This window comes from Sphingobacterium sp. UBA7038 (genome assembly GCF_002494055.1).
Taxonomy (GTDB): Bacteria; Bacteroidota; Bacteroidia; order Sphingobacteriales; family Sphingobacteriaceae; genus Sphingobacterium; species Sphingobacterium multivorum.
The window spans coordinates 52,625-72,831 of sequence record NZ_DLAV01000031.1 but is presented as its reverse complement, the minus strand read 5'-3'; the positions used below and the strand labels follow the sequence as shown (position 1 = coordinate 72,831).

The window sequence follows — 20,207 nt, the reverse complement described above, 5'->3', positions numbered from 1 at the left end:
TATTTAGGTAATAAGTATAGCAAACAAACAAAGTGTTACAGCTTTATTTAAAAATATGTAAATTGTTATGAAAAAAGAGGCTAATCGTTGAAGATTATGGAGAATATATTTTATCAAGGTCAGATTATATGGGCGCAGATCGATGCAAATAGACATATGCGGCATTCTGCTTACGCTGATATCTGCGCACAGGCCCGCAGTAACATGTTGAACAAAATGGGCTTTTCACTGGATAAATTTGCCGAATTTCATATCGGTCCAATTTTATTTCGGGAAGAACTCATCTATTTTAAAGAAGTGCATTTAGATGAATATGTACAGGTAAAAGTAGAACTGACGAAATACAACAAAACAAATAGTCGTTTCTCATTTATACACCAAGTTTTTCGTAATGACGGCGTTTTGTGCTGTACCGTCAACGTCGATGGAGCCTGGCTCGACCTTCATAAGCGGAAATTAACGAAGTTACCGGAAGAGATGGAGCCTTATCTCGCCAAAATTCCCCGATCTGAAAACTATGCGGAAACTGAATAGTCTTTTCATCATGTCAGGACCATCCTGATAAAAAAATCCCTCGGAACGCAAACGGAATTCCGAGGGATTAAAATATAAACTAAACCTAAAAACTATTGTCTTTTGCTCACCTTTGGTCATTCCCAAAATGAACTATTTCTGGTATGCTGCTGGATTATTTAACTTCAATCAAACGTTTTGCAATGATTGCATCTTCTTTTTTGCCAACAGTCAAAATTAATATACCACCTTCATAGGCAGCCTCGATATTGCTGTAATCTACGGTCTCTGGCAAGGTAAATGATCTTGAGAACGAAGAATAATTGAATTCTTTTTTGCTGTATAATTTTTCTTCACTCACACTTTCCTCTTTTTTCTCAGCTGAAATGGTAATTAGATTTTTATCGACATTGATCTTAAAATCAGATTTATCCAATCCAGGCGCTGCCATTTCAATTTTAAAGGATTTTTCAGTTTCTGATATATTGACCGCAGGTACACGGGACACCAAACGATCGGAGATGAAGTTATCATTGAATAAGTTGTCGAATACAGTGTTCACAAATGGATTTACTGCATCCGTGTTTAAACTTTTTGTAGGGAATTTAATTAATGCCATTTTTTTGTCCTCCTAATTTTTTATTTTATTGTTAAGCTTTTTTTGTTCTACCTATTTGAAGAGAGCTATTCAATTTGCGTACCAGCAGGTTTTAAAAGACAAAATGTCATTTAAAAATAAAAAATAATGTCATTTTGTCTTAAAAACAACTGTTTCCAACTACCTAGCGATCAATTTGTCATTAGCGGGCTCCCTGCCCCCTATCCCAAATTGTCCCTATACACAGACTAACGTATAGGAGATAAAACAGTTTATCAGAAATTGTCATTTTTTATTAAGAGTCTGAAACAGAGCGCTCAATTAGCAGCGTACCGTATAAGAGAAAAATCTTTTATGAAACGTTGTTATTTTTACTGAGCACCTCAAACAGAGCGTTCGAATAGTAGTGTATCATATAAGAGAAAAAGATTTTATCAGAAGTTGGTATTTTATTAGGCATCCGAAACGTAACGTTCAAAAAACCATTAAGGTTGATTTTGTTCCAGCGAAGCAATCAATAAGAATTTGACAGCATCGTAAATATAGTCCTTAGCCTCTGCATAGGAGATCCCATAGCGTCGCTGTACGACATCAGCATAATGTGGAAATGGCGTAAATAATTTATCATAATAGGCATCCAGTTGTACTATGGTCGGCAACTCAAAAGCCAAACGAAGCTGAAACCGCCGGATAATGGCTGTATCCAATATTTCAGGATGATTCGTTGCTGCAATCAATACCGCTTCAGCAGGAAAATAATCGATCAGCTGTATAATGGTGTTCACGAGACGGCGCATTTCACCCACATCCTTTTCTTCACTAATCCGCGCCTTTCCGATCTGATCGAATTCATCTAAAAACAGAACTGCTTTTTCACGCCCTGCTTTATCAAAGACCTGTTTGATGTGCTGCGAGGTTTCGCCAATACGAGAAGAAATGAGGTTGCTCAAATTCAACACATAAATTGGTTTTTCAAGCGCTGTAGCCAGCGCTTTCGCCGTTGTTGTTTTTCCGCAACCCGAATAACCGTGCAGTAAAATCTTATTGCTCACCGGCAGACCATATTGCGAAAGCTCTTTAATATAACGATGCTCTTTAATCAGCTGATGCAGCTTTTGACGGCTGTCCTTTTCCAAGAAAACATCCTCCAAAGCAATCCTTTCCTTATCGGCTATGACAAGATCGTAAATATTCATACTATTAATTTAAGACTATCAGATAACGATTGGCAAAACTAAATCTTTCAGTTGGTATATCGCTGATCCAGTTTCGTTTTAATCCTTAAAATATTTAAGACTAACTTGGGAGCAAGAAAGGTCCCCTCCAAAGGGAGGGTTCGATTTGCGTATCACCACTTCGATCGTCAGAGCATGGGATACTCTTTCCCGAATCTGTTCGAGTATTTCTGAAGCCGCAGATTCCAGTAGCTTACGTTTAGGTAGCATGACACCGGCTGTAATCTGGTAAAGTTCTTCGTAATTGAGCGTATTGTTTAAGTCCTCTGTCTCGGCATTCAAAAAGGGAAAACATACGTCAATAGAAACAAAAAATTCATTGCCTAGCACCTGTTCTTCTTCATAGTAACCTATTGGTGCATAGAACCGGGCTTCTTTCAGCGATACTGTCTGTAAAATGGTTGCCATGCACAAACCTACTGAAATTGTTCCAAACAAGTGGGATTATTTGTATATTTAACCATACCAAAAACCCAACAGATGAACTTTTCTTTATCCTCAGCGATAGCAACAACACTCTTATTTGGCGCCACTGCATTACAGGCCCAAACAAATATGAAACCCAGCGACACCGAATATTATAGTCCGGTACCACCGACAGTAACAATCAATCAGGGTGTACCAAGCGATGCCATTGTCCTTTTTGACGGCAAGGATCTTAGGCAATGGAAAAGTGAAAAAGGCAAAGCCAATTGGACGGTGGCCAACAACGTACTTGAAGTAAAACCGGGGGCTGGAGCCATTGAGACCAACGAACACTTTAGCGATTTTCAATTGCATATTGAATGGAAAAGCCCCGAAGTAATCAAAGGCGAGGGCCAAGGAAGAGGCAATAGCGGAATTTTCCTCCAAGGGCTTTATGAAATTCAGGTATTGGACAACAATAACAACCCAACCTATGTCAACGGCGGAGCAGGCAGTATTTACAAACAGCGCCCCCCCCTGGCGCAGGTAATTGCTCCGGAAAAATGGCATGTGTACGATATTATTTATAAAGCCCCTCAGTTCAATAAGGATGGAATCTTGACCGCTAAAGGAACAGTAACGGTCCTCCATAATGGCGTCGTTGTACAAAACAATACTCAAATCGATGGCACAACCGAATATATCGGACTACCAAAACAAATAAGCCACGGCCCAGGTCCAATTGTACTGCAGGATCATGGTGATCTGGTCCAGTTCAGAAACATCTGGCTACGTAAACTATAACTTAGCAGCAAGACGTAGCGGTTTATAGCAAACAATTTAAGTTAGAAAAGCAACAATTCTGTACTAGGTTTTATAGGGCTATTTCCCTAATTTAGCCCTATAAAATTTAAAAACAAACGGAATGTAATGAGCTACTTGCGCCTTTAATTTCCTATCGCAACAGGTTTAGAAGCCTCATGTGATTATTGGACTAATGAAGCGCAAAATAACCACTGGAATGGGCTCACGTATGACGTTGTGTATAAACATTCACACAATATTACAGTTTAATGAAAAGAATTGCGCTATTCTTCTTGTTGGCAAGCTCCATCAGCAGCTATGCACAACGCAACCTCAATTTAGAAGAAACAGTATTTGGACCCCGAACTTACGCCCCAACATCGATAGCCGGAGCATCGTGGATCCCAAAATCAAACAACCTCTCCTATCTCGATAAATCGTACCAGAACCTATTATCAAAAAGCGCTTCCAGCAACTGGAGCGAAACAAATCTGGTCTCTAAAACAGACCTCAAAAAAGCACTAAAAACGACTATTCCGGGCGAAACATTCAATCTGCGCGTATTTCCTTATGACTACAAATGGCGTGATGGAAACGCGCTATTACTGCAAGTGGAAGGAAAAGATAAAACCTATACGGTGGCTTACAGCATCAAATCAAAAAATATTGAAAGCTTTATCGGTAATGACAACAAGGGAGCTAACCGCGAGGTAAGTTCGGATTTTTCAAAAATCGCCTACTTAGTAGACAATAACATCGCAATTGTTGACAAAGACGGCAAAATTACTTCCGTCACCAACGATAACGACAAAGGAATTGTCAATGGTAGTGATTACACCCATCGCCAGGAATTTGGCATCAAGAAAGGAATGTGGTGGAACAATCAAAATGACAAACTGCTGTACTACCACAAAGACGAGACGATGGTTGCCAATTATCCATTACCGCAATGGAGTCCCAAAATTGCGGATATCAAATGGATCAAATACCCCATGACAGGCCAAAAATCGGAAGAAGTTTCGTTGATCGTTTACAACACCACCACGGGACAAAAGGTAACCCTTCAAACCGGTGAGCATTCAGAGCAGTATTTGACCATGGTTACCTGGGATCCTTCTGGTAAATACATCTACGTCGGAGTACTTAACCGTGGGCAAAATGATCTTAAAGTCAACAAATATAATGCAGAAAACGGTTCTTTGGTCAAAACCCTGTTTGAAGAAACTGCGACAACCTGGGTTGAACCTGAAAACCCATTAACATTCTTACCAAACAAACCGGATCAATTCCTTTATCAATCCGATAGAGATGGTTATAATCAACTTTACCTCTACAACACGGAAGGTAATCTGATCAAAAAACTCGGCTATAAAGACATCGTTATGGAGGCATTGCTCGACTTTTCGGCTGATGGCAGCAAAGTTAGCTATACAGGAGTCACCAACAACGGTTTAGATCGCCAATTATTTGAGGTCGACCTAAAATCTGGGAAAACGGTTCAATTAACAAATGAATCGGGCACGCATCATGCTGCACTAAGTAGCGATGGCAAGTATATCTACGATCAATATAGTAATTTAAAAACACCAAATAAAGTTCAGGTCAAAGAAGTTAAATCTGCTAAAGAAACTACCTTAGTCAATGCAGAAAACCCTTTTTCCGGAAAAATAAATGATCCTAAAATCGAATTTGTACAGTTGACATCTGCAGATGGGAAATACCCATTGACAGGACGTATCATTTATCCCAACGACTTTGATCCAGCTAAGAAATATCCGGTCATGTATTATTTATACGGCGGATCACATTCGCAGCTTGTTTCCAACAAATGGCTAGGAGGCGCTGGATATTTTGATATGTATATGGCGCAACAGGGCTATATCGTCTTCACGATGGATAATCGCGGCACGAATTACAGAGGCCGTGATTTCTATACAGCTACGCATCGCAACCTCGGTCAAAACGAAATGGCCGACCAGATGAAAGGAATAGAGTTCCTTAAATCAAAATCTTTTGTTGACCAACAGCGCATGGGTATTTTCGGGTGGAGTTTCGGTGGTTTTATGACAACTTCCTTCATGCTGCATCATAACGATATCTTCAAGGCTGCAGTAGCTGGAGGTCCTGTAATCGACTGGAAATTTTATGAGGTGATGTACGGCGAACGCTACATGGACACGCCGCAAGAAAATCCGGAAGGTTATAAATTGACATCACTCCTCAATAAAGCCGATCAACTGAAAGGAAGATTATTGATTATTCACGGCGCACAAGACCCTGTCGTTGTACAACAAAACAGCATGGAGTTTTTAGAAGCCTGTATTAAAGCCGGAAAGCAAGTAGATTATTTTCTATACCCGACTCATGAGCACAATGTAATGGGAAAAGACCGTATTCATATGTACGAAAAAATTGCGGACTACTTCAATCAGCACCTCAAAAATCCGTCATAAACTCAGGAAAACAAGAAAAACCAAAAAGGGCTATCCAAAAAGATTTGGACTGCCCTTTTTTATGCAATTTAGTACAGGTTAATGTGACTCCTGATCCAGGCCTTCGGATAAACTATACAATGTCCAGTGTTTTGTTTTTATGGCCTGAGATTCTGTCCGAAGCAATCGGATAAAATCCTGCACCCCAACTTCCTCATTCCCATTACCATGAATCAGGACAATACTTCCGTTTTTGGCCTGCTGTCCTTTAGCCAACCAGGCATCCGAGCCTACCGCAATAAGACCATAGGACAATAGCTGCTCAATGATGCGCCGATCGGAAACTAAGCCCGGACAACGAAAAAATACCGAAGGCAGAAGACCGTTTTTCAGCATCAATTTTTCATTCTCCAACACTTCATAACCTAGATTCGTATTTTTGGAAAGCAAAAAATTGGATGTTAAAGGATTACTAGTAAAAACATGGTCATACGTATGATTTACCCAGGTAATCTTTACTCCCTTTGCATCCAATGACTTTAGCCATGCTAGATCTGCAGCGTGATTTAGCATCCATTTACCCGAAACAGAAACGGCCAGTGGCAGGCTGCGATCTATCCCCTTAAATGCAGCGAGAAGATCTTCAAAAATAGCCCTGTCCAAAGGTTTATGTGAAGGACATAGATCAATCGTCAAATTAATACCAGCCTCTTTGGGAAGCCTAAAATTCAGCCCCGCATCCTGTAAGTTGTTTTCAGTTTTTCTGACTAAAGAGAAGCAGCTTTCGTATACCGAACCACTTAGACTTTTTGTAACCTGAGCCGCATCGTTGTACAGAACGCTGACCGATCGATCTCCTACTATACGCGTTTGCAGTGTAGTAGGATCTACCGTCAAATAATATTTTACAGTATTTGTCGTGAAACTACGGATCCCCACCAGAGAATTATTATTTTCACGGAGGATCAACCACTCGGTTCTGTAGTTTTCTAAATTGGCAAATGAAACCTGTCCATTAGAGAGTAGGGCGCACACCAAAAATAGACCAACAAAAATGAGCTGTTTCATCATCAGTTGCCACTCGTTCTTTTAGACTGTAGATTAGTTGGCCATACCGTCGGCTTGCCATCTTTATCAATTGGCAATGTGATCTTATCGCGGGAGACCAAAGCAGGCTCTTCACAGGCAAGGTAAGTCAAAATCGCAACGATAATGGCGTTTTGTTTTACTTCATCAAACACAATCTTATCATAGGTATCCCGATTGGTGTGCCAGGTCACCTTACCATAGTCCCAGGATGTGGAAGAGAGCCCAAAGGCCGGAATTCCTTTTTGAACGAAAGAAGAATGATCACTTCCCCCCGTCCCCGGCATACCTGGAAAACTGGTTTGGATTTCATTACGGAACTCTTCAGGCAAATATTGCACCCAGCGGCTTATATATTCGTAAGATTTTTCAAAACCACTGCCCCCTATCCGGACAATTCGCCCTGTGCCGTTATCCTGATTCCATACCACCTGTATATTTTTAGCGATCTCGGGATGATCTTCGACAAAAGCTGAAGAGCCATTCAGCCCCTGCTCCTCACTTCCCCAGTTACCGACCAAAATCGTTCTTTTATTATCCGGGTAAACCTTCCTTAAAATGCGGACAGCCTCCATCATGGTAATTACTCCTGTCGCATTGTCTGTCGCTCCCGAAGCGCCGTCCCACGAATCTAGATGTGCCGAAAGCACAACATACTCGCCCGGTTTTTCCTTTCCCTTGATCTCTGCGATACTATTATAGGTCTTTGATATTCCAAGCTCTTTTGAATTTCCCTGCAGCGAAACCCGAGGTTTGACCCCATGTTCTGCCATGCGGTATAACAGACCGTAATCTTCCAGCCCTACGTTAAATACCGGAATCTGTTTGGACTTCGCATCAAAAATCCGTGTAATACCAGGCAACTCTGTCCAATAGGAATCAATGGCACCAACGGCGCCAGCATTCTCCAAAGCCAAGGGCAATGTCCGACGCGTGCTTCCCGTATAGGACATACTACTCTCCCATTTTTTCAACTGATCATTTTTTAAGGCTTGATATTTTTCATAACCTTTCGGGGAAGCTGACTCCTTCCAGTTGGCATCTGACCGTCCTGAAAGCGGATTCATTCCAATCAATACGATCTTGCCTTTGACTGTCTTAAGCCAAGACTGAAAATCAGACGGGGAACTAAATAAAGGCATTACCACAACCTCGGCTTCAACCCCTTTCTCCTTGGTCACGGGACTGAACGCCAACTGTGTACCTTCCAAAGATTTTATGCGGGGATAGGTCATCGTCACCTGAGAAGTTCCTCGTTCCCACGAACGCCATTCACCATAGGGCTCATTGCGGGCCTGTGCGCCAAGCGCATTATAATTTTTGACAACCCAATCATGCGCCTGTTGCATTTGTGGACTCCCGACAAGACGGGGGCCAATCATATCGACAAGCTCAAACGCATACTTCTCCAATTGTGAATTTGCATTTGCCTCCTGCACAATTGACGAAACCATCGCTTCTTTATTTTGAGCAAAAATAGCTGGAGTGCTCAGCAATAGAAGTGCCAGCCCTAAAGATTTCATTCCACGCTGTTTCATTAAATCTACCTTCATGTATATATCTTTATTTATTGTATAATTCTCCGTTAATACGCTAACGCTACGAGCGCAAACTACATGTTACTATATTCCACTAGCTCTCAAAGAAGCTCCAGAAAAAGACAGTGCTCCGGTCAACCTTAGTTAATTTAGAAACCCAAAGTTTCCTGTGATTGGTTTTTCCGAAAATTACTAAACAATATTTAAAAACACACATTCATTTTTAATCAATTAAATGATATACCCTTATTTAGTTGAAAAAAAAACATAAAAAGCCTGAAAAGAAACTTTCCAGGCTTTACCAAATATAGATATGAGGGTTGATTAGTTACACGGCTTCCACTTTGGATTTTTCGTAGCTCTCTTGGTGAACCGAGGCCACAGCCCGACCCGATGGATCATTCAGATTCTGGAAAGAAGCATCCCAAGCTAAGGCTTCCGGCGTACTGCATGCGACAGATTTTACCGATGGAACAGTTTGTGCTGCCGCTGTTGAAGGAAAATGTGATTCGAAAATTGTCCGATATAAAAACTCTTCTTTGTTTTTCGGTGTGTTTATCGGGAAGCGCGTTGAAGCCTCGGCAAACTCCTGATCAGAAACTTTACTTTCAGCCTGCTCTTTCAAGGTATCGATCCAGCTATAGCCTACACCGTCAGAAAATTGCTCTTTCTGGCGCCATGCGATGCTTTCTGGCAGATAGTCTTCAAATGCCTTACGTACAACCCATTTCTCCATCCTTCCTTCGCGAATCATTTTATCGGAAGGATTGATACGCATCGCAATGTCCATAAATTCTTTATCTAGGAAAGGTACACGCCCTTCAACACCCCATGCTGCAAGTGATTTATTTGCCCGCAGACAGTCGTACAGGTAAAGCTTTTTCAGCTTACGTACAGTTTCCTCGTGAAATTCCTGTGCATTTGGCGCTTTATGAAAATAAAGATACCCACCAAAGAGTTCGTCTGACCCTTCACCCGACAATACCATTTTAATGCCCATTGATTTGATTACACGAGCTAATAAATACATCGGTGTAGAAGCGCGTACCGTCGTGACGTCATAAGTCTCCAAGTGGTAGATCACGTCACGGATCGCATCCAATCCTTCTTGGATGGTAAAGTTGATCTCGTGGTGTATTGTTCCGATATGATCTGCTGCTTTCTGTGCCGCAATTAAATCCGGTGCTCCCTTCAATCCCACCGCAAATGAATGCAGTTGAGGATACCAGGCATCTTCTTTGTCGTCACTTTCGATACGTTTGGATGCAAACTTCTTCGTTACCGCAGCAATAACCGATGAATCCAATCCACCAGACAGCAGTACACCGTAAGGTACATCTGACATCAATTGACGATGCACCGCATCTTCCAAACCTTTGCGCAAAACAGCGATATCGGTCTCGTTGTCTTTTACAACATCGTAACTTTCCCAATCACGTTGATACCAGCGCTGCGGAGCTTTCCCCATTTTGCTATACAAGTAATGCCCCGGAGGAAATTGTTCAATCGTCGTACAGAAACCTTCCAGTGATTTTAATTCGGATGCAACGAACAATTGCCCCTCCTCATCTTCACCATAATATAGAGGGATAATTCCCATATGGTCACGTGCGACAAAAAAGGAATCATCACGTGAATCATAGAGTGCAAAACCAAAAATACCATTTAATTCATCCACAAATGAGGGACCTTTCGCTAAATATAAAGCCAACACAACTTCGGAGTCACTTTGTGTCGAGAACTCATAATCAGGAAGGCTATTTCTTAATTCATGGTGGTTATAGATCTCGCCATTAACTGCTAGTACAACTTTACCGTCCGGACTGTACAATGGTTGACTTCCAGATTTAGGGTCAACAATAGCTAACCGCTCGTGTGCCAATAAAGCTTTCTCACCGGTGAATATACCCGACCAATCCGGACCACGGTGGCGAATACGTTTTGACATTTCTAATACTTGAGATCTCAATGAGCTTGCAGGTTGCTTTAATTCAAAAGCGCCAATAATTCCACACATATTATGAAAATTTTAAATATTTCGTTTTTACATTATGTTATTGATACAAAGTAAAACAATTAAAAACTAAATTCATAATAATTTTTAATATTTATTATATTTTTATCAAAAATACTTTTCAAAACAAACAAAATTATCAATGAAACACTTATTTGTTTACAATAATCACACAATCTATTAACAATTGATCTGCAGATTAATCGTTAAATTAACTTCGTAATCAAATAACCAGGACATGGATCTAATTAGAACCTTCTATAGTGAGCTTGCACTGACTCCACAGGAATTAACTGCAATTACAGAAAAACATGAAGCCATAACCGTCAAAAAGGGCGATTTTATATTGACCAAAGGACAGGTTTCAAATGCTTATTACTTAATTGAGTATGGACTTACACGCTCCTTTTTACACGATTATGAAGGCAATGAAGTTACCATAAGCTTCTGTACGGACAATGATGTTGTCATTGAAGTCGCCTCTTTTTTTCAACGCCATCCAACGGTGGAAAATATCCAGGCACTCATGGAAACCCGTCTCTGGAAAATAAAGTTTGAAGATTTTCAGGAACTTTTTCATCAGATTCCTGAATTTAGGGAATGGGGGCGTTCTTGGATGGCCAAGGAACTTGTTCACAGTAAAAATAGGGCTATTGCCATGATTACCGAGCCTGCTACTACCCGCTATTTGCGCTTGATAAAAGAAAAACCAATATTGATACAGCAGGCACCACTCAAGCATATTGCTTCCTACCTGGGCATCACCGACACTTCCCTAAGCCGCATCCGGAAAGAAATTGTCCACGGAAATTAAACCGTGGTAACGCCCAAAGGACTACTTTTTTAAATCTTGCCTTAAGGCAAGATTTTTAAGAAAACTTCAGCTTAATTTTACCAATGTGCTTCCAAGCTATTTATTTATAGTCTTATAGGAAGGAAAAATTGAGAAAAGAGTTAAAAGAAGTAATCATTATATTCAAAAATTAGAAATCATGGCAAAATTACACGCTTATCTAAATTTCGACGGAAACTGTGAAGAAGCATTCAACTTTTATGAAAAAGTCTTCAATACAAAAAATCCTGGCTTCATGCGTTATGGAGATATCCCTGCCGACCCACAGATGCCACCTGTTCCAGACGAAGCAAAAAACAAAATCTGTCATACAGCAATTTCGATCAACGGCGATAGTATGCTGATGGGAGCTGATGTTGTTCCTGCTTTTGGACAACAATATATCCAAGGAAACAACAGCTATGTCATGCTGATGTGCGAAAGCACCACCGAAGCGAAAGCTTTGTACGATGCACTGAGCACCAATGCAAAGGTCGTTGAAATGCCACTTGGCGAAACATTTTTTGCCGAACTATACAGCGCTTTTCAGGATCAATTCGGTATCTGCTGGATGGTTTATTTTGGTGGGAACAAAGACCAGGATTGCGAAAGTAATGCTTAAGCCAACCGCTTAGCTGACAAAATAGTTGAAAAAGAGAGGGCAGTAATCTATTGTTACTGCCCTCTCTATTCCCGTGGTTTCGTTATCGTGTAGCACCTATGCTACCCTGTGGAATGGCCATTTCAATTTTGTCTTTTCAAAACTGCCACAACAAGATGTTTTCCTGTGCATCTCAGGTTTTTACCGCTACTAGGTTAAATTTATTATTTTTTCACCAGTACTTCTTCCTCAAACAGGATCCCATCCCAACCATTTGTCCTAAATTGACGAATGTTCTGGTGGCCATCTCCGTCTGGATTATCGAGTACATTTCGATAATGTTCGGCAAAAAGGCGCAATGTATCCTCCTGCGAAAGATTATTTAACTGTGCAAAATAGAAAACTTTTGCACTACCTTGATTTTCTTCTTTCGAATTTTTCAGCGTCCCATTTTGAAATGCACTGGGACTATAGCTGTACTGATCGGCAATATGCGCCAATACTTCCTGAAACTGTAATTCGCTTCCTTTTGATTTATTCAATAATTCTGTTGTAGTCATCTTGATATTAAACCTTTTAAAATCTATTCTAAATTAATTTTTCAACCATAAACCTGAATGAACAGGAATTAGCGCTCTTAAATAATTCCGTGTAGTGACCCTCCCTTTGCAGCAAGTTGATCCACACGCCTTTCCACCGCTTCGTCTTTAATCAACGCCGGCGCATGATGGGGTTTTGTCCGCGCATCAATAATTAGCGGTCCTTTACAACCCCAATGTTTAAATGTTGTAAAACTATGTATTCCATAAATATCAAACGCAGGGTTACTTCTGGTAAACGTTGTCCAAACAAAATTATTGACGGTAGCGGCGGTGAAGTGAGCATCATCACATAAGACGATCAACGGGAAACCTTCCCAGGCGAGCCCTGCGGCAGCGCGGCACCATTCCGCCATAATTTTCGATTCATGCTCGTATGTGGAGAATGCCTGTCCATCGATCGCAATAACACCAGGTATGACAAATTTTGCCTGATTAAAAGGTCGTGGCAGCTCAAAATTGGCTGGCAATTCACGGCCCAATGTTCTTTTCTTTGTACCAGCGGCAGCAAAAACCACCTTTGAACCGGCATTTAATCCATCGCCGGAATAATCTAAGGTATCAATAGTCGTATTGGTCTGAAAATGAACATCTCGAGTAAGGTCTATGCGTTCAAGGATATGACCCAAAAAAGCCGGAATATCATAAATATCCAATTGCGGATTATCTTCATGTGCTGAAATAAACAAATATTTAGCAAGGCTGAGCTGATTTTTACCCAGTATCTGATTGGCTATTGTTAAAATTTCCTGCGGTCGATCGACACGCTGATAAGGCGTATACCGTTCAGACCCTATTGCAAAAAGCAAGGGATGTACACCAGCCGCATCAACAGCATTAACGGCATGGAGACCCGAAATCTCCTTTGGAATAGCCGCACCCGTAATTTCATGGATTAAAGCACCAAAGCTAGTATCTTCCTGCGGGGGTCGCCCCACAACCGTAAAAGACCAAATTGGATTTTTCTTGTGGTACACATTATGCACCTTCATCAAAGGAAACGGATGAGTTAAGCTATAATAGCCGATATGGTCCCCAAAAGGACCTTCCGGTTTATTTTCGTTGGGATAAACGGTACCTGTTATAACAAAGTCCGCATCCGCAGAGATACAAAAGCCTTCATCATCATAAAAATAGCGAAATCTTCTATTTCCCAATGCTCCGGCAAAGATCATCTCAGAGAGTCCTTCCGGTAGCGGCATTACAGCAGACAAGGGATGTGCTGGCGGTCCGCCGACAAAAATACTCACCTTTAAAGGTTTACCGAGCGCATTTGCCTTAGTTTGATGGATTCCGATACCACGATGCAACTGATAATGCAAACCAATCTCCTGATCAGGCAGATAATCATTCCCAGAAAGCTGAATCCGATACATCCCCAGATTGGCCTGCATAATACCGGGTTTGGCAACATCTTCTGTATATACCTGCGGCATCGTCACAAAAGCACCGCCGTCCATTGGCCAGTTGACGATCTGCGGAAGTTTACTAATTGATGTTTTACCATGAAGTATGGGAGCCCCCGATTTTTTTTTCCAGGGTAAAGCCCCAAGGGCTGTCATCGAGGAACCAATATATTGAAAAGGATTTTTAAGTACTGCAGCAGGATTCATCTTAACATCCACCAATTTCTTCAGGTGGTCTAACGAATCCCGGAACATAAACTTCGAGCGTTCCAGCGTTCCAAACAAATTAGATACAGCCGGAAATTCCGAACCTTTGATATTTTCAAAAAATAAGGCGGGCCCTTCAACATCAAACACCCGCATATGGATGGCGGCCATTTCCAAATAGGGATCGACCTCTTCTTTGATCCGGATTAAATGACCATGTTTTTCAAGATCCGCAACACATGCTTCTAAACTATTGTATCCCATATATTAAATCTGCTTCAACATGTTAATCCACAAATTTAACAGAATAATTTATTAAACAGGATATAAAGAAAAAACCTTTAGCGATCTTGGATCCCGCTCTCTTATCATCAGTATAACAACCTCAACCATTACCTAGGTATCCATGCAGACATAGGATTTCAAGGGCGTAAATTCAAATGCCTGTACGCGCTGCCAAGTTGAATTATCTACATTTTTCTCATAATAAAGTACTCGCCTAAATTCATCAATATCTTCTTTATTGATATCATTCAACCTTGTCAACAAGAGCTTAGCAAAGAATTTATTGACGCCTATTTCTCTCTTTTGGCCTTCGGAAGTGCACTTCAGGAAATGGTAAAATAAGCCTCTAAATGTCATTTCCTCATTGCCACCGAGGTAAATAACTTCTGATATAAAATTATTTTCCCAAGGCATTTCTCGTAGCCAGCGGTAAACATCGAGCAAAGGCAGGGGGCGAAATTTCAGGGAAGCCACCCAGTTCCAATAAAATATGGTCTGCCGTTTGGCAAGTTTCGCAAATATGCGGTTCAAGACACTCTCCTTCCCGATGACGCTACTTTTAATCACAATGGTATATTGGACGCGTAAATTTTCCAGCAGATCGCGCACAGGCTCCAAAAAATGTTCATCCATTAGCCTCGCGACATAAATGACGCGGTTATTTCCTGCACGTCTACAAATTTCCACGAAATTGCGCAGACCAAGCAATTCAAGCTGAAGCTGTATATCATTGTCAAGTGAGGGAACCTGCGTAAAATAAATTCCAAAATTGAGTTCAGCAATCTGAAAATTCTCAAAAGCTTCCCCTTTTCGCAACAGGTCCAATTCAAAAAGCTTTGCCGTCACCTTTTCCTTTACTATTTTATTAAAAAGGGATAAGTTGCGCACTAATCCAGTCACATCAAAATCTTTGGATTGCAAATAACAGGATGCCCGTCGTCCCAAATAGGTATTTAGCCCGCTGATTAAAACCTTTTTCATTCGAATTCTCTATATTTTTGGCTTTGAAACTACCACGATTTAATGATTCGTTCTTACGATCGTGAGCCATTAAATAGGATCGTTCCTTCCTAGTACGCTGAATTTATATATTACCCTTTTATTCGCTAAAACGAATAAAATCCCTAGGACGGTTCCATTGGTGATGCAGCAATCTTTTCCATGTTTTTCTTACGCTTTTAGTATGTTACTCGGATTGTTTCAAGAGTAACGGAAATAACTTACAAATATCATAATTCCCTGATTTTAGAACAGAGAAACATCAAATAAGTTTAACACTATTTTTATTTTTTCCTAACCAAAATAGCGTAAACCATCCAAACAAGTACCGCCATTGTCCTTTTTTTGTCAATTCGCGCATAAATACTTTCAAGAACACAATATCCTTATATATTTGTAAATCTTCTGAAAATAGGCTGCACTAAAAAGTATTTATCTTCACCTCTATGGACAAAAGGGCTACAATGATCTGGTTTCGAAATGATTTAAGACTTCATGACAATGAAGTATTTTATCAAGCTTCTGAAAAAAGTTCATTCATCATCCCGGTATACTGTTTTGACCCCCGATATTTCGACCGCAATCAATTTGGCACTTTAAACACAGGTGTTCTGCGAGCGGCCTTTGTCATTGAAGCCGTGACCGCTTTAAAAGAAAAATTAAAGAGTCATGGTAGCGACTTGTTGACTTATATTGGCAAACCTGAAGATATTATCCCAAGAATAGCACAAAAATACCAAGTCAACGAAGTTTATCATCACCGCGAGGTGGCACTTCGGGAAACTTCTATTTCGGAAAAAGTAGAAAGTGAGCTTTGGAGCAGCAAAATAAATTTGCGCCATTTCATCGGTCACACCCTCTACCATAAGGAAGATCTTCCTTTCCCTATTAAAGACATACCCAATGGTTTTTCCATTTTCAAGAAAAAAGTAGAGCGGGAAAGTCTGGTGAGGCAACCCATCCCATTTCCGACCAATTTCCTTACGCCGCCCCATCTTGAGGACACCAAAATTCCTTCATTAAAAGATTTGGGCTATTCAGTAGAGGAGATCAAATCTGTTGATGACATCTATATTCTCGGTGGCGAAGACACTGCGCTTAGTATTATGCATGCGCTATTGTCAACCTTTCCGGAGACAGAACAGGACCCTTTGATTCTAGGGCCTTTTATAGCGTCAGGGGCCTTGTCGCCTATTTTACTCTATAACAATATCAAAAAACTTGGTGAAGGTAAGAAAGACAAACGATTTGAAAAGATTGTCGACATTCTGCTCTGGCGCGATTATTTTAGGTTTATGCTTAAAAAATATCCGAATATATTCTTTAAGCCACAAGGCACTAAAAACAGCTCCCCTCAGGATCATCCGGCCTTAGACGGGAATGAAGAATTATTTGAAAAATGGAAATCGGGCCACACGGAACATGATTTTATAAACAGTGTGATGATCCAGTTACAGAAGACCGGCTATATCCCTTATCAAGCACGCTTAATCGCAGCCAGCTATTTAGTTCATGAGTACCAGGTCAACTGGCTTCGTGGCGCTTCCTGGTACGAGGAGCACCTATTAGACTATTCTCCGGCAACTGTTTACGGACAGTGGTCTCATATTGCCGGAGTTGGGACAAGCGAAAAAGACAATAAAGCGCTGGACTGGCAAAAATTGATCAAAACTCATTTCCCAAATGGACTTCCAAAATTGGACGAAATACTTGTTAAATAAATCTTCGGCAGAAATAAATAATTCCAATAGAAAATAAATTTGTAGGACGCTGGAAGCCCTTTTTAAATCATGCTAAAAATGTTAAGAATTGGATAGGTTTATTGATTAAATTATTCAATTTCAGTATTAGAAACTCTTTTTTTATTCATAACTTTGACAAATTTCATAGTTTTAATTGTAAATGGACAATCTGACATATTTGAGTAATGCTGATTCGGCTTATGTCGATGGCTTATATCAATCGTACAAGCAAGATCCCCAATCGGTAGATTTCGGATGGCAAAAATTCTTTGAAGGTTTTGATTTCGGTCAAAATGCTGGCGGAACAACAAGTTCAGTAGGCGAGGCTACTCCCGAGCACGTATTGAAAGAAATCAATGTGCTGAACATGATCAATGGCTACCGCGACCGTGGCCACCTATTCACACACACTAACCCTGTTCGTGAAAGACGTAAATACTATCCTGGAAAGGAATTGGAAACGTTTGGTCTTGCAGAAGCAGACATGAACACCGTTTTTAATGCTGGTGTTGAAGTCGGTTTAGGTCCAGCAACATTGAAAGACATCCGTCAATTGGTGGAGGATACTTACTGCCGTTCTATTGGTGCAGAATTCAAATATATCCGTAATCCAGAAAAAATTAAATGGTTACAGGACCGCATGGAAGCGGATCGCAACATGCCAAAATTTTCGTTGGATACCAAAAAGAGAATTTTAAACAAATTAAACCACGCCGTTGTATTCGAAAACTTTTTAGGCACTAAGTTTTTAGGTCAAAAACGTTTCTCGTTGGAAGGTGCAGAAAGTTTAATACCAGCATTAGATTCGGTCATTGAAAAAGGTGCAGAAATCGGTATCCAGGAATTCGTTATCGGTATGGCTCACCGTGGCCGTCTGAATGTCTTGACTAATATCATGGGTAAATCTTACAAATCAGTATTCTCTGAATTTGAAGGTAAGACCTACGCTGATGATCCTGAAGTAAACTTTGGTGGTGACGTAAAATACCACTTGGGCTTTTCTTCTGAGGTTAAAACAAACGATGGCAAATCTGTCCATTTAAGTTTGGCACCGAACCCTTCGCATTTAGAAACTGTAGATCCAATCGTTGAAGGCATGGTTCGTTCTAAGATTGATTTCAAATACGAAGGCGACTCTTCTAAAATTGCACCGATCATCATTCACGGTGACGCAGCAATTGCTGGACAAGGTGTAGTCTACGAAGTAACCCAAATGTCCAAACTCGATGGTTACAAAACTGGCGGTACGGTACATATTGTCATCAACAACCAGATTGGATTTACAACGAACTACAAGGATGCGCGTTCTGGAACATACTGTACAGACGTAGCAAAAATCACTTCTTCACCTGTGTTCCATGTGAACGGTGATGATGCTGAAGCGGTAGTTTATGCGATTAATTTAGCGGTTGAATACCGTCAAAAATATAAAACAGACGTATTTATCGATCTGTTATGTTATAGAAGATTTGGACACAATGAGGCTGATGAACCAAAATTCACGCAACCATTGTTGTATAAAATCATCGAAAAACATCCGAACCCGAAAGAAGTTTACGCTAAAAAATTAATTACTGAAGGAAGTATTGACGAGGCGTATTCTAAAAATATCGAGAAAGAATTTAAAGCTGAATTGCAAACTAAATTTGAGGAATCTAAAACAGTTGAGGTATTGACTGAAGAGATCCCGATGTTTAAAGGTGCATGGGAAGGATTGCGTCCTGCTAAAAAAGGTGAAGTATTAACAACTTCAGATAAAACGAAAGTTGCAAAAGATCTATTCTTAAAATTAGCGAAAGAAATCACAACCTTACCTTCGGACAAAAAATTCTTCCGTAAGATTACACGTTTGTTTGAAGATCGTGCCAAAATGATCACTGCTGATTCATACGATTGGGCAATGGGCGAATTGATGGCCTACGCGACATTATTGGATCAAGGTAACCGTGTACGTATCTCGGGTCAGGATGTACAACGTGGAACATTCTCACACCGTCATGCGGTATTGACGCTTGAAGATTCGGAAGAGAAATATGTTCCTTTAGCCAATATTAAAGGTGGCGATAAATTCTCTATCTACAATTCGTTACTTTCAGAATATGCTGTTTTGGGTTTTGAATATGGTTATGCATCTTCTAATCCAAATTCGTTGACAATCTGGGAAGCTCAATTCGGAGATTTCTATAACGGTGCTCAAATTATCGTTGATCAATATTTATCGAGTGCAGAGACAAAATGGAAACGTTCTAACGGTTTAGTTATGATGCTTCCTCATGGTATGGAAGGTCAAGGTCCTGAGCACTCTTCAGCACGTATCGAAAGATTCTTAGAGTTATGTGCAGATGAGAATATGATCTTAGCAAACTGTACTACTCCGGCTAACTATTTCCACTTGTTGCGTCGTCAACTTGTACGTGAGTTCCGTAAACCATTGGTTGTATTTACGCCAAAATCATTGTTGCGCCACCCTAAAGTGGTATCACCGTTGAAAGATTTTACAGAAGCTGCTTTCCAAGAGGTAATTGATGATGCAAATGTTGCGGCGAAAGACGTTAAACGCGTGTTATTCTGTTCGGGTAAAGTTTACTACGACTTATTAGAAAAACAAGAAACGGACAAACGCAAAGATATCGCTATCGTGAGATTGGAACAATTATTCCCAATTCCTACAGAGCAATTGAAAGCGATCCGTAAAAAATACAACAAGGCAAAAGAATTTGTTTGGGTTCAGGAAGAAAATGAGAACATGGGAGCATGGTCTTACTACTGCCGTAAACTAATGGGTACTGAGATTGCATTTACAGGTTTTGTTGCCCGTAAAGAAAGTGGAAGTACAGCTACGGGTTACATGAAACAACATGTTGCACAACAAGCAGAAATCTTAAATAAATCATTCGAATAAAAACAATTT

At 40.5% G+C, this 20,207-nt stretch carries 16 protein-coding genes; 7 read left to right on the top strand and 9 right to left on the bottom strand.

The features are described 5' to 3' along the window. Positions 1 to 96 precede the first annotated feature (96 nt). On the top strand, positions 97 to 534 hold the full coding sequence (locus B3H30_RS19910) for an acyl-CoA thioesterase (protein ID WP_070562894.1): 438 nt from the start codon (positions 97 to 99) through the stop codon (positions 532 to 534). A gap of 154 nt (positions 535 to 688) precedes the next feature. Here the strand turns inward: B3H30_RS19910 and B3H30_RS19905 are convergent, their stop codons facing one another. The 3 genes from B3H30_RS19905 to B3H30_RS19895 all read right to left on the bottom strand — a co-directional run bounded on the left by B3H30_RS19905 (position 689) and on the right by B3H30_RS19895 (position 2,754). Continuing rightward, positions 689 to 1,132 (bottom strand): Hsp20/alpha crystallin family protein, encoded by a 444-nt coding sequence (locus B3H30_RS19905; protein WP_112375535.1) that lies wholly within the window; start codon positions 1,130 to 1,132, stop codon positions 689 to 691. A gap of 464 nt (positions 1,133 to 1,596) precedes the next feature. Next, positions 1,597 to 2,307, bottom strand: a complete 711-nt coding sequence (locus B3H30_RS19900) for an AAA family ATPase (RefSeq protein ID WP_070562900.1) — start codon at positions 2,305 to 2,307, stop codon at positions 1,597 to 1,599. Positions 2,308 to 2,385: 78 nt separating this feature from the next. Then, complete coding sequence (locus B3H30_RS19895) at positions 2,386 to 2,754, bottom strand: dihydroneopterin aldolase (protein ID WP_046672427.1); 369 nt, start codon at positions 2,752 to 2,754, stop codon at positions 2,386 to 2,388. Between the two features lie 72 nt (positions 2,755 to 2,826). Between B3H30_RS19895 and B3H30_RS19890 the strand changes: the two genes are divergently transcribed. Both B3H30_RS19890 and B3H30_RS19885 read left to right on the top strand, forming a co-directional pair. Next, a complete protein-coding gene (locus B3H30_RS19890; RefSeq protein ID WP_115046719.1) occupies positions 2,827 to 3,555 on the top strand; it encodes a 3-keto-disaccharide hydrolase in 729 nt (242 codons plus the stop codon). Between the two features lie 269 nt (positions 3,556 to 3,824). Beyond that, positions 3,825 to 6,008, top strand: coding sequence for a S9 family peptidase (locus B3H30_RS19885; RefSeq protein WP_115046717.1), 2,184 nt, complete (start codon positions 3,825 to 3,827; stop codon positions 6,006 to 6,008). Positions 6,009 to 6,086: 78 nt separating this feature from the next. Here the strand turns inward: B3H30_RS19885 and B3H30_RS19880 are convergent, their stop codons facing one another. The 3 genes from B3H30_RS19880 to asnB all read right to left on the bottom strand — a co-directional run bounded on the left by B3H30_RS19880 (position 6,087) and on the right by asnB (position 10,628). Continuing rightward, positions 6,087 to 7,058, bottom strand: coding sequence for a polysaccharide deacetylase family protein (locus B3H30_RS19880; protein ID WP_115046716.1), 972 nt, complete (start codon positions 7,056 to 7,058; stop codon positions 6,087 to 6,089). Then, positions 7,058 to 8,626, bottom strand: a complete 1,569-nt coding sequence (locus B3H30_RS19875; RefSeq protein WP_112375533.1) for a M20/M25/M40 family metallo-hydrolase — start codon at positions 8,624 to 8,626, stop codon at positions 7,058 to 7,060. The genes B3H30_RS19880 and B3H30_RS19875 overlap by 1 nt, the downstream gene beginning before the upstream one ends. A 313-nt stretch (positions 8,627 to 8,939) precedes the next feature. Next, positions 8,940 to 10,628: an asparagine synthase B gene (asnB, locus tag B3H30_RS19870; RefSeq protein WP_070562914.1), complete on the bottom strand. Its 1,689-nt coding sequence runs from the start codon at positions 10,626 to 10,628 to the stop codon at positions 8,940 to 8,942. 235 nt (positions 10,629 to 10,863) lie between these two features. Here asnB and B3H30_RS19865 point away from each other — a divergent pair, with 235 nt between their 5' ends. After that, complete coding sequence (locus B3H30_RS19865) at positions 10,864 to 11,439, top strand: Crp/Fnr family transcriptional regulator (RefSeq protein WP_070562917.1); 576 nt, start codon at positions 10,864 to 10,866, stop codon at positions 11,437 to 11,439. Between the two features lie 178 nt (positions 11,440 to 11,617). Beyond that, the gene (locus tag B3H30_RS19860; RefSeq protein WP_070562920.1) at positions 11,618 to 12,079 is read left to right on the top strand and encodes a VOC family protein; all 462 of its coding nucleotides are present in this window, start codon (positions 11,618 to 11,620) and stop codon (positions 12,077 to 12,079) included. Positions 12,080 to 12,282: 203 nt separating this feature from the next. Here the strand turns inward: B3H30_RS19860 and B3H30_RS19855 are convergent, their stop codons facing one another. The 3 genes from B3H30_RS19855 to B3H30_RS19845 all read right to left on the bottom strand — a co-directional run bounded on the left by B3H30_RS19855 (position 12,283) and on the right by B3H30_RS19845 (position 15,536). Further along, a complete protein-coding gene (locus tag B3H30_RS19855; protein WP_115046714.1) occupies positions 12,283 to 12,618 on the bottom strand; it encodes a HopJ type III effector protein in 336 nt (111 codons plus the stop codon). Between the two features lie 77 nt (positions 12,619 to 12,695). After that, complete coding sequence (locus B3H30_RS19850) at positions 12,696 to 14,534, bottom strand: UbiD family decarboxylase (RefSeq protein WP_286834805.1); 1,839 nt, start codon at positions 14,532 to 14,534, stop codon at positions 12,696 to 12,698. Positions 14,535 to 14,666: 132 nt separating this feature from the next. Continuing rightward, positions 14,667 to 15,536, bottom strand: a complete 870-nt coding sequence (locus B3H30_RS19845; protein WP_046672437.1) for a hypothetical protein — start codon at positions 15,534 to 15,536, stop codon at positions 14,667 to 14,669. 482 nt (positions 15,537 to 16,018) lie between these two features. Here B3H30_RS19845 and B3H30_RS19840 point away from each other — a divergent pair, with 482 nt between their 5' ends. Next, positions 16,019 to 17,275, top strand: coding sequence for a deoxyribodipyrimidine photo-lyase (locus B3H30_RS19840; protein WP_286774906.1), 1,257 nt, complete (start codon positions 16,019 to 16,021; stop codon positions 17,273 to 17,275). A 181-nt stretch (positions 17,276 to 17,456) separates the two neighbouring features. Beyond that, positions 17,457 to 20,198: a 2-oxoglutarate dehydrogenase E1 component gene (locus tag B3H30_RS19835; RefSeq protein ID WP_070562932.1), complete on the top strand. Its 2,742-nt coding sequence runs from the start codon at positions 17,457 to 17,459 to the stop codon at positions 20,196 to 20,198. The last annotated feature ends 9 nt before the right edge of the window (positions 20,199 to 20,207 follow it).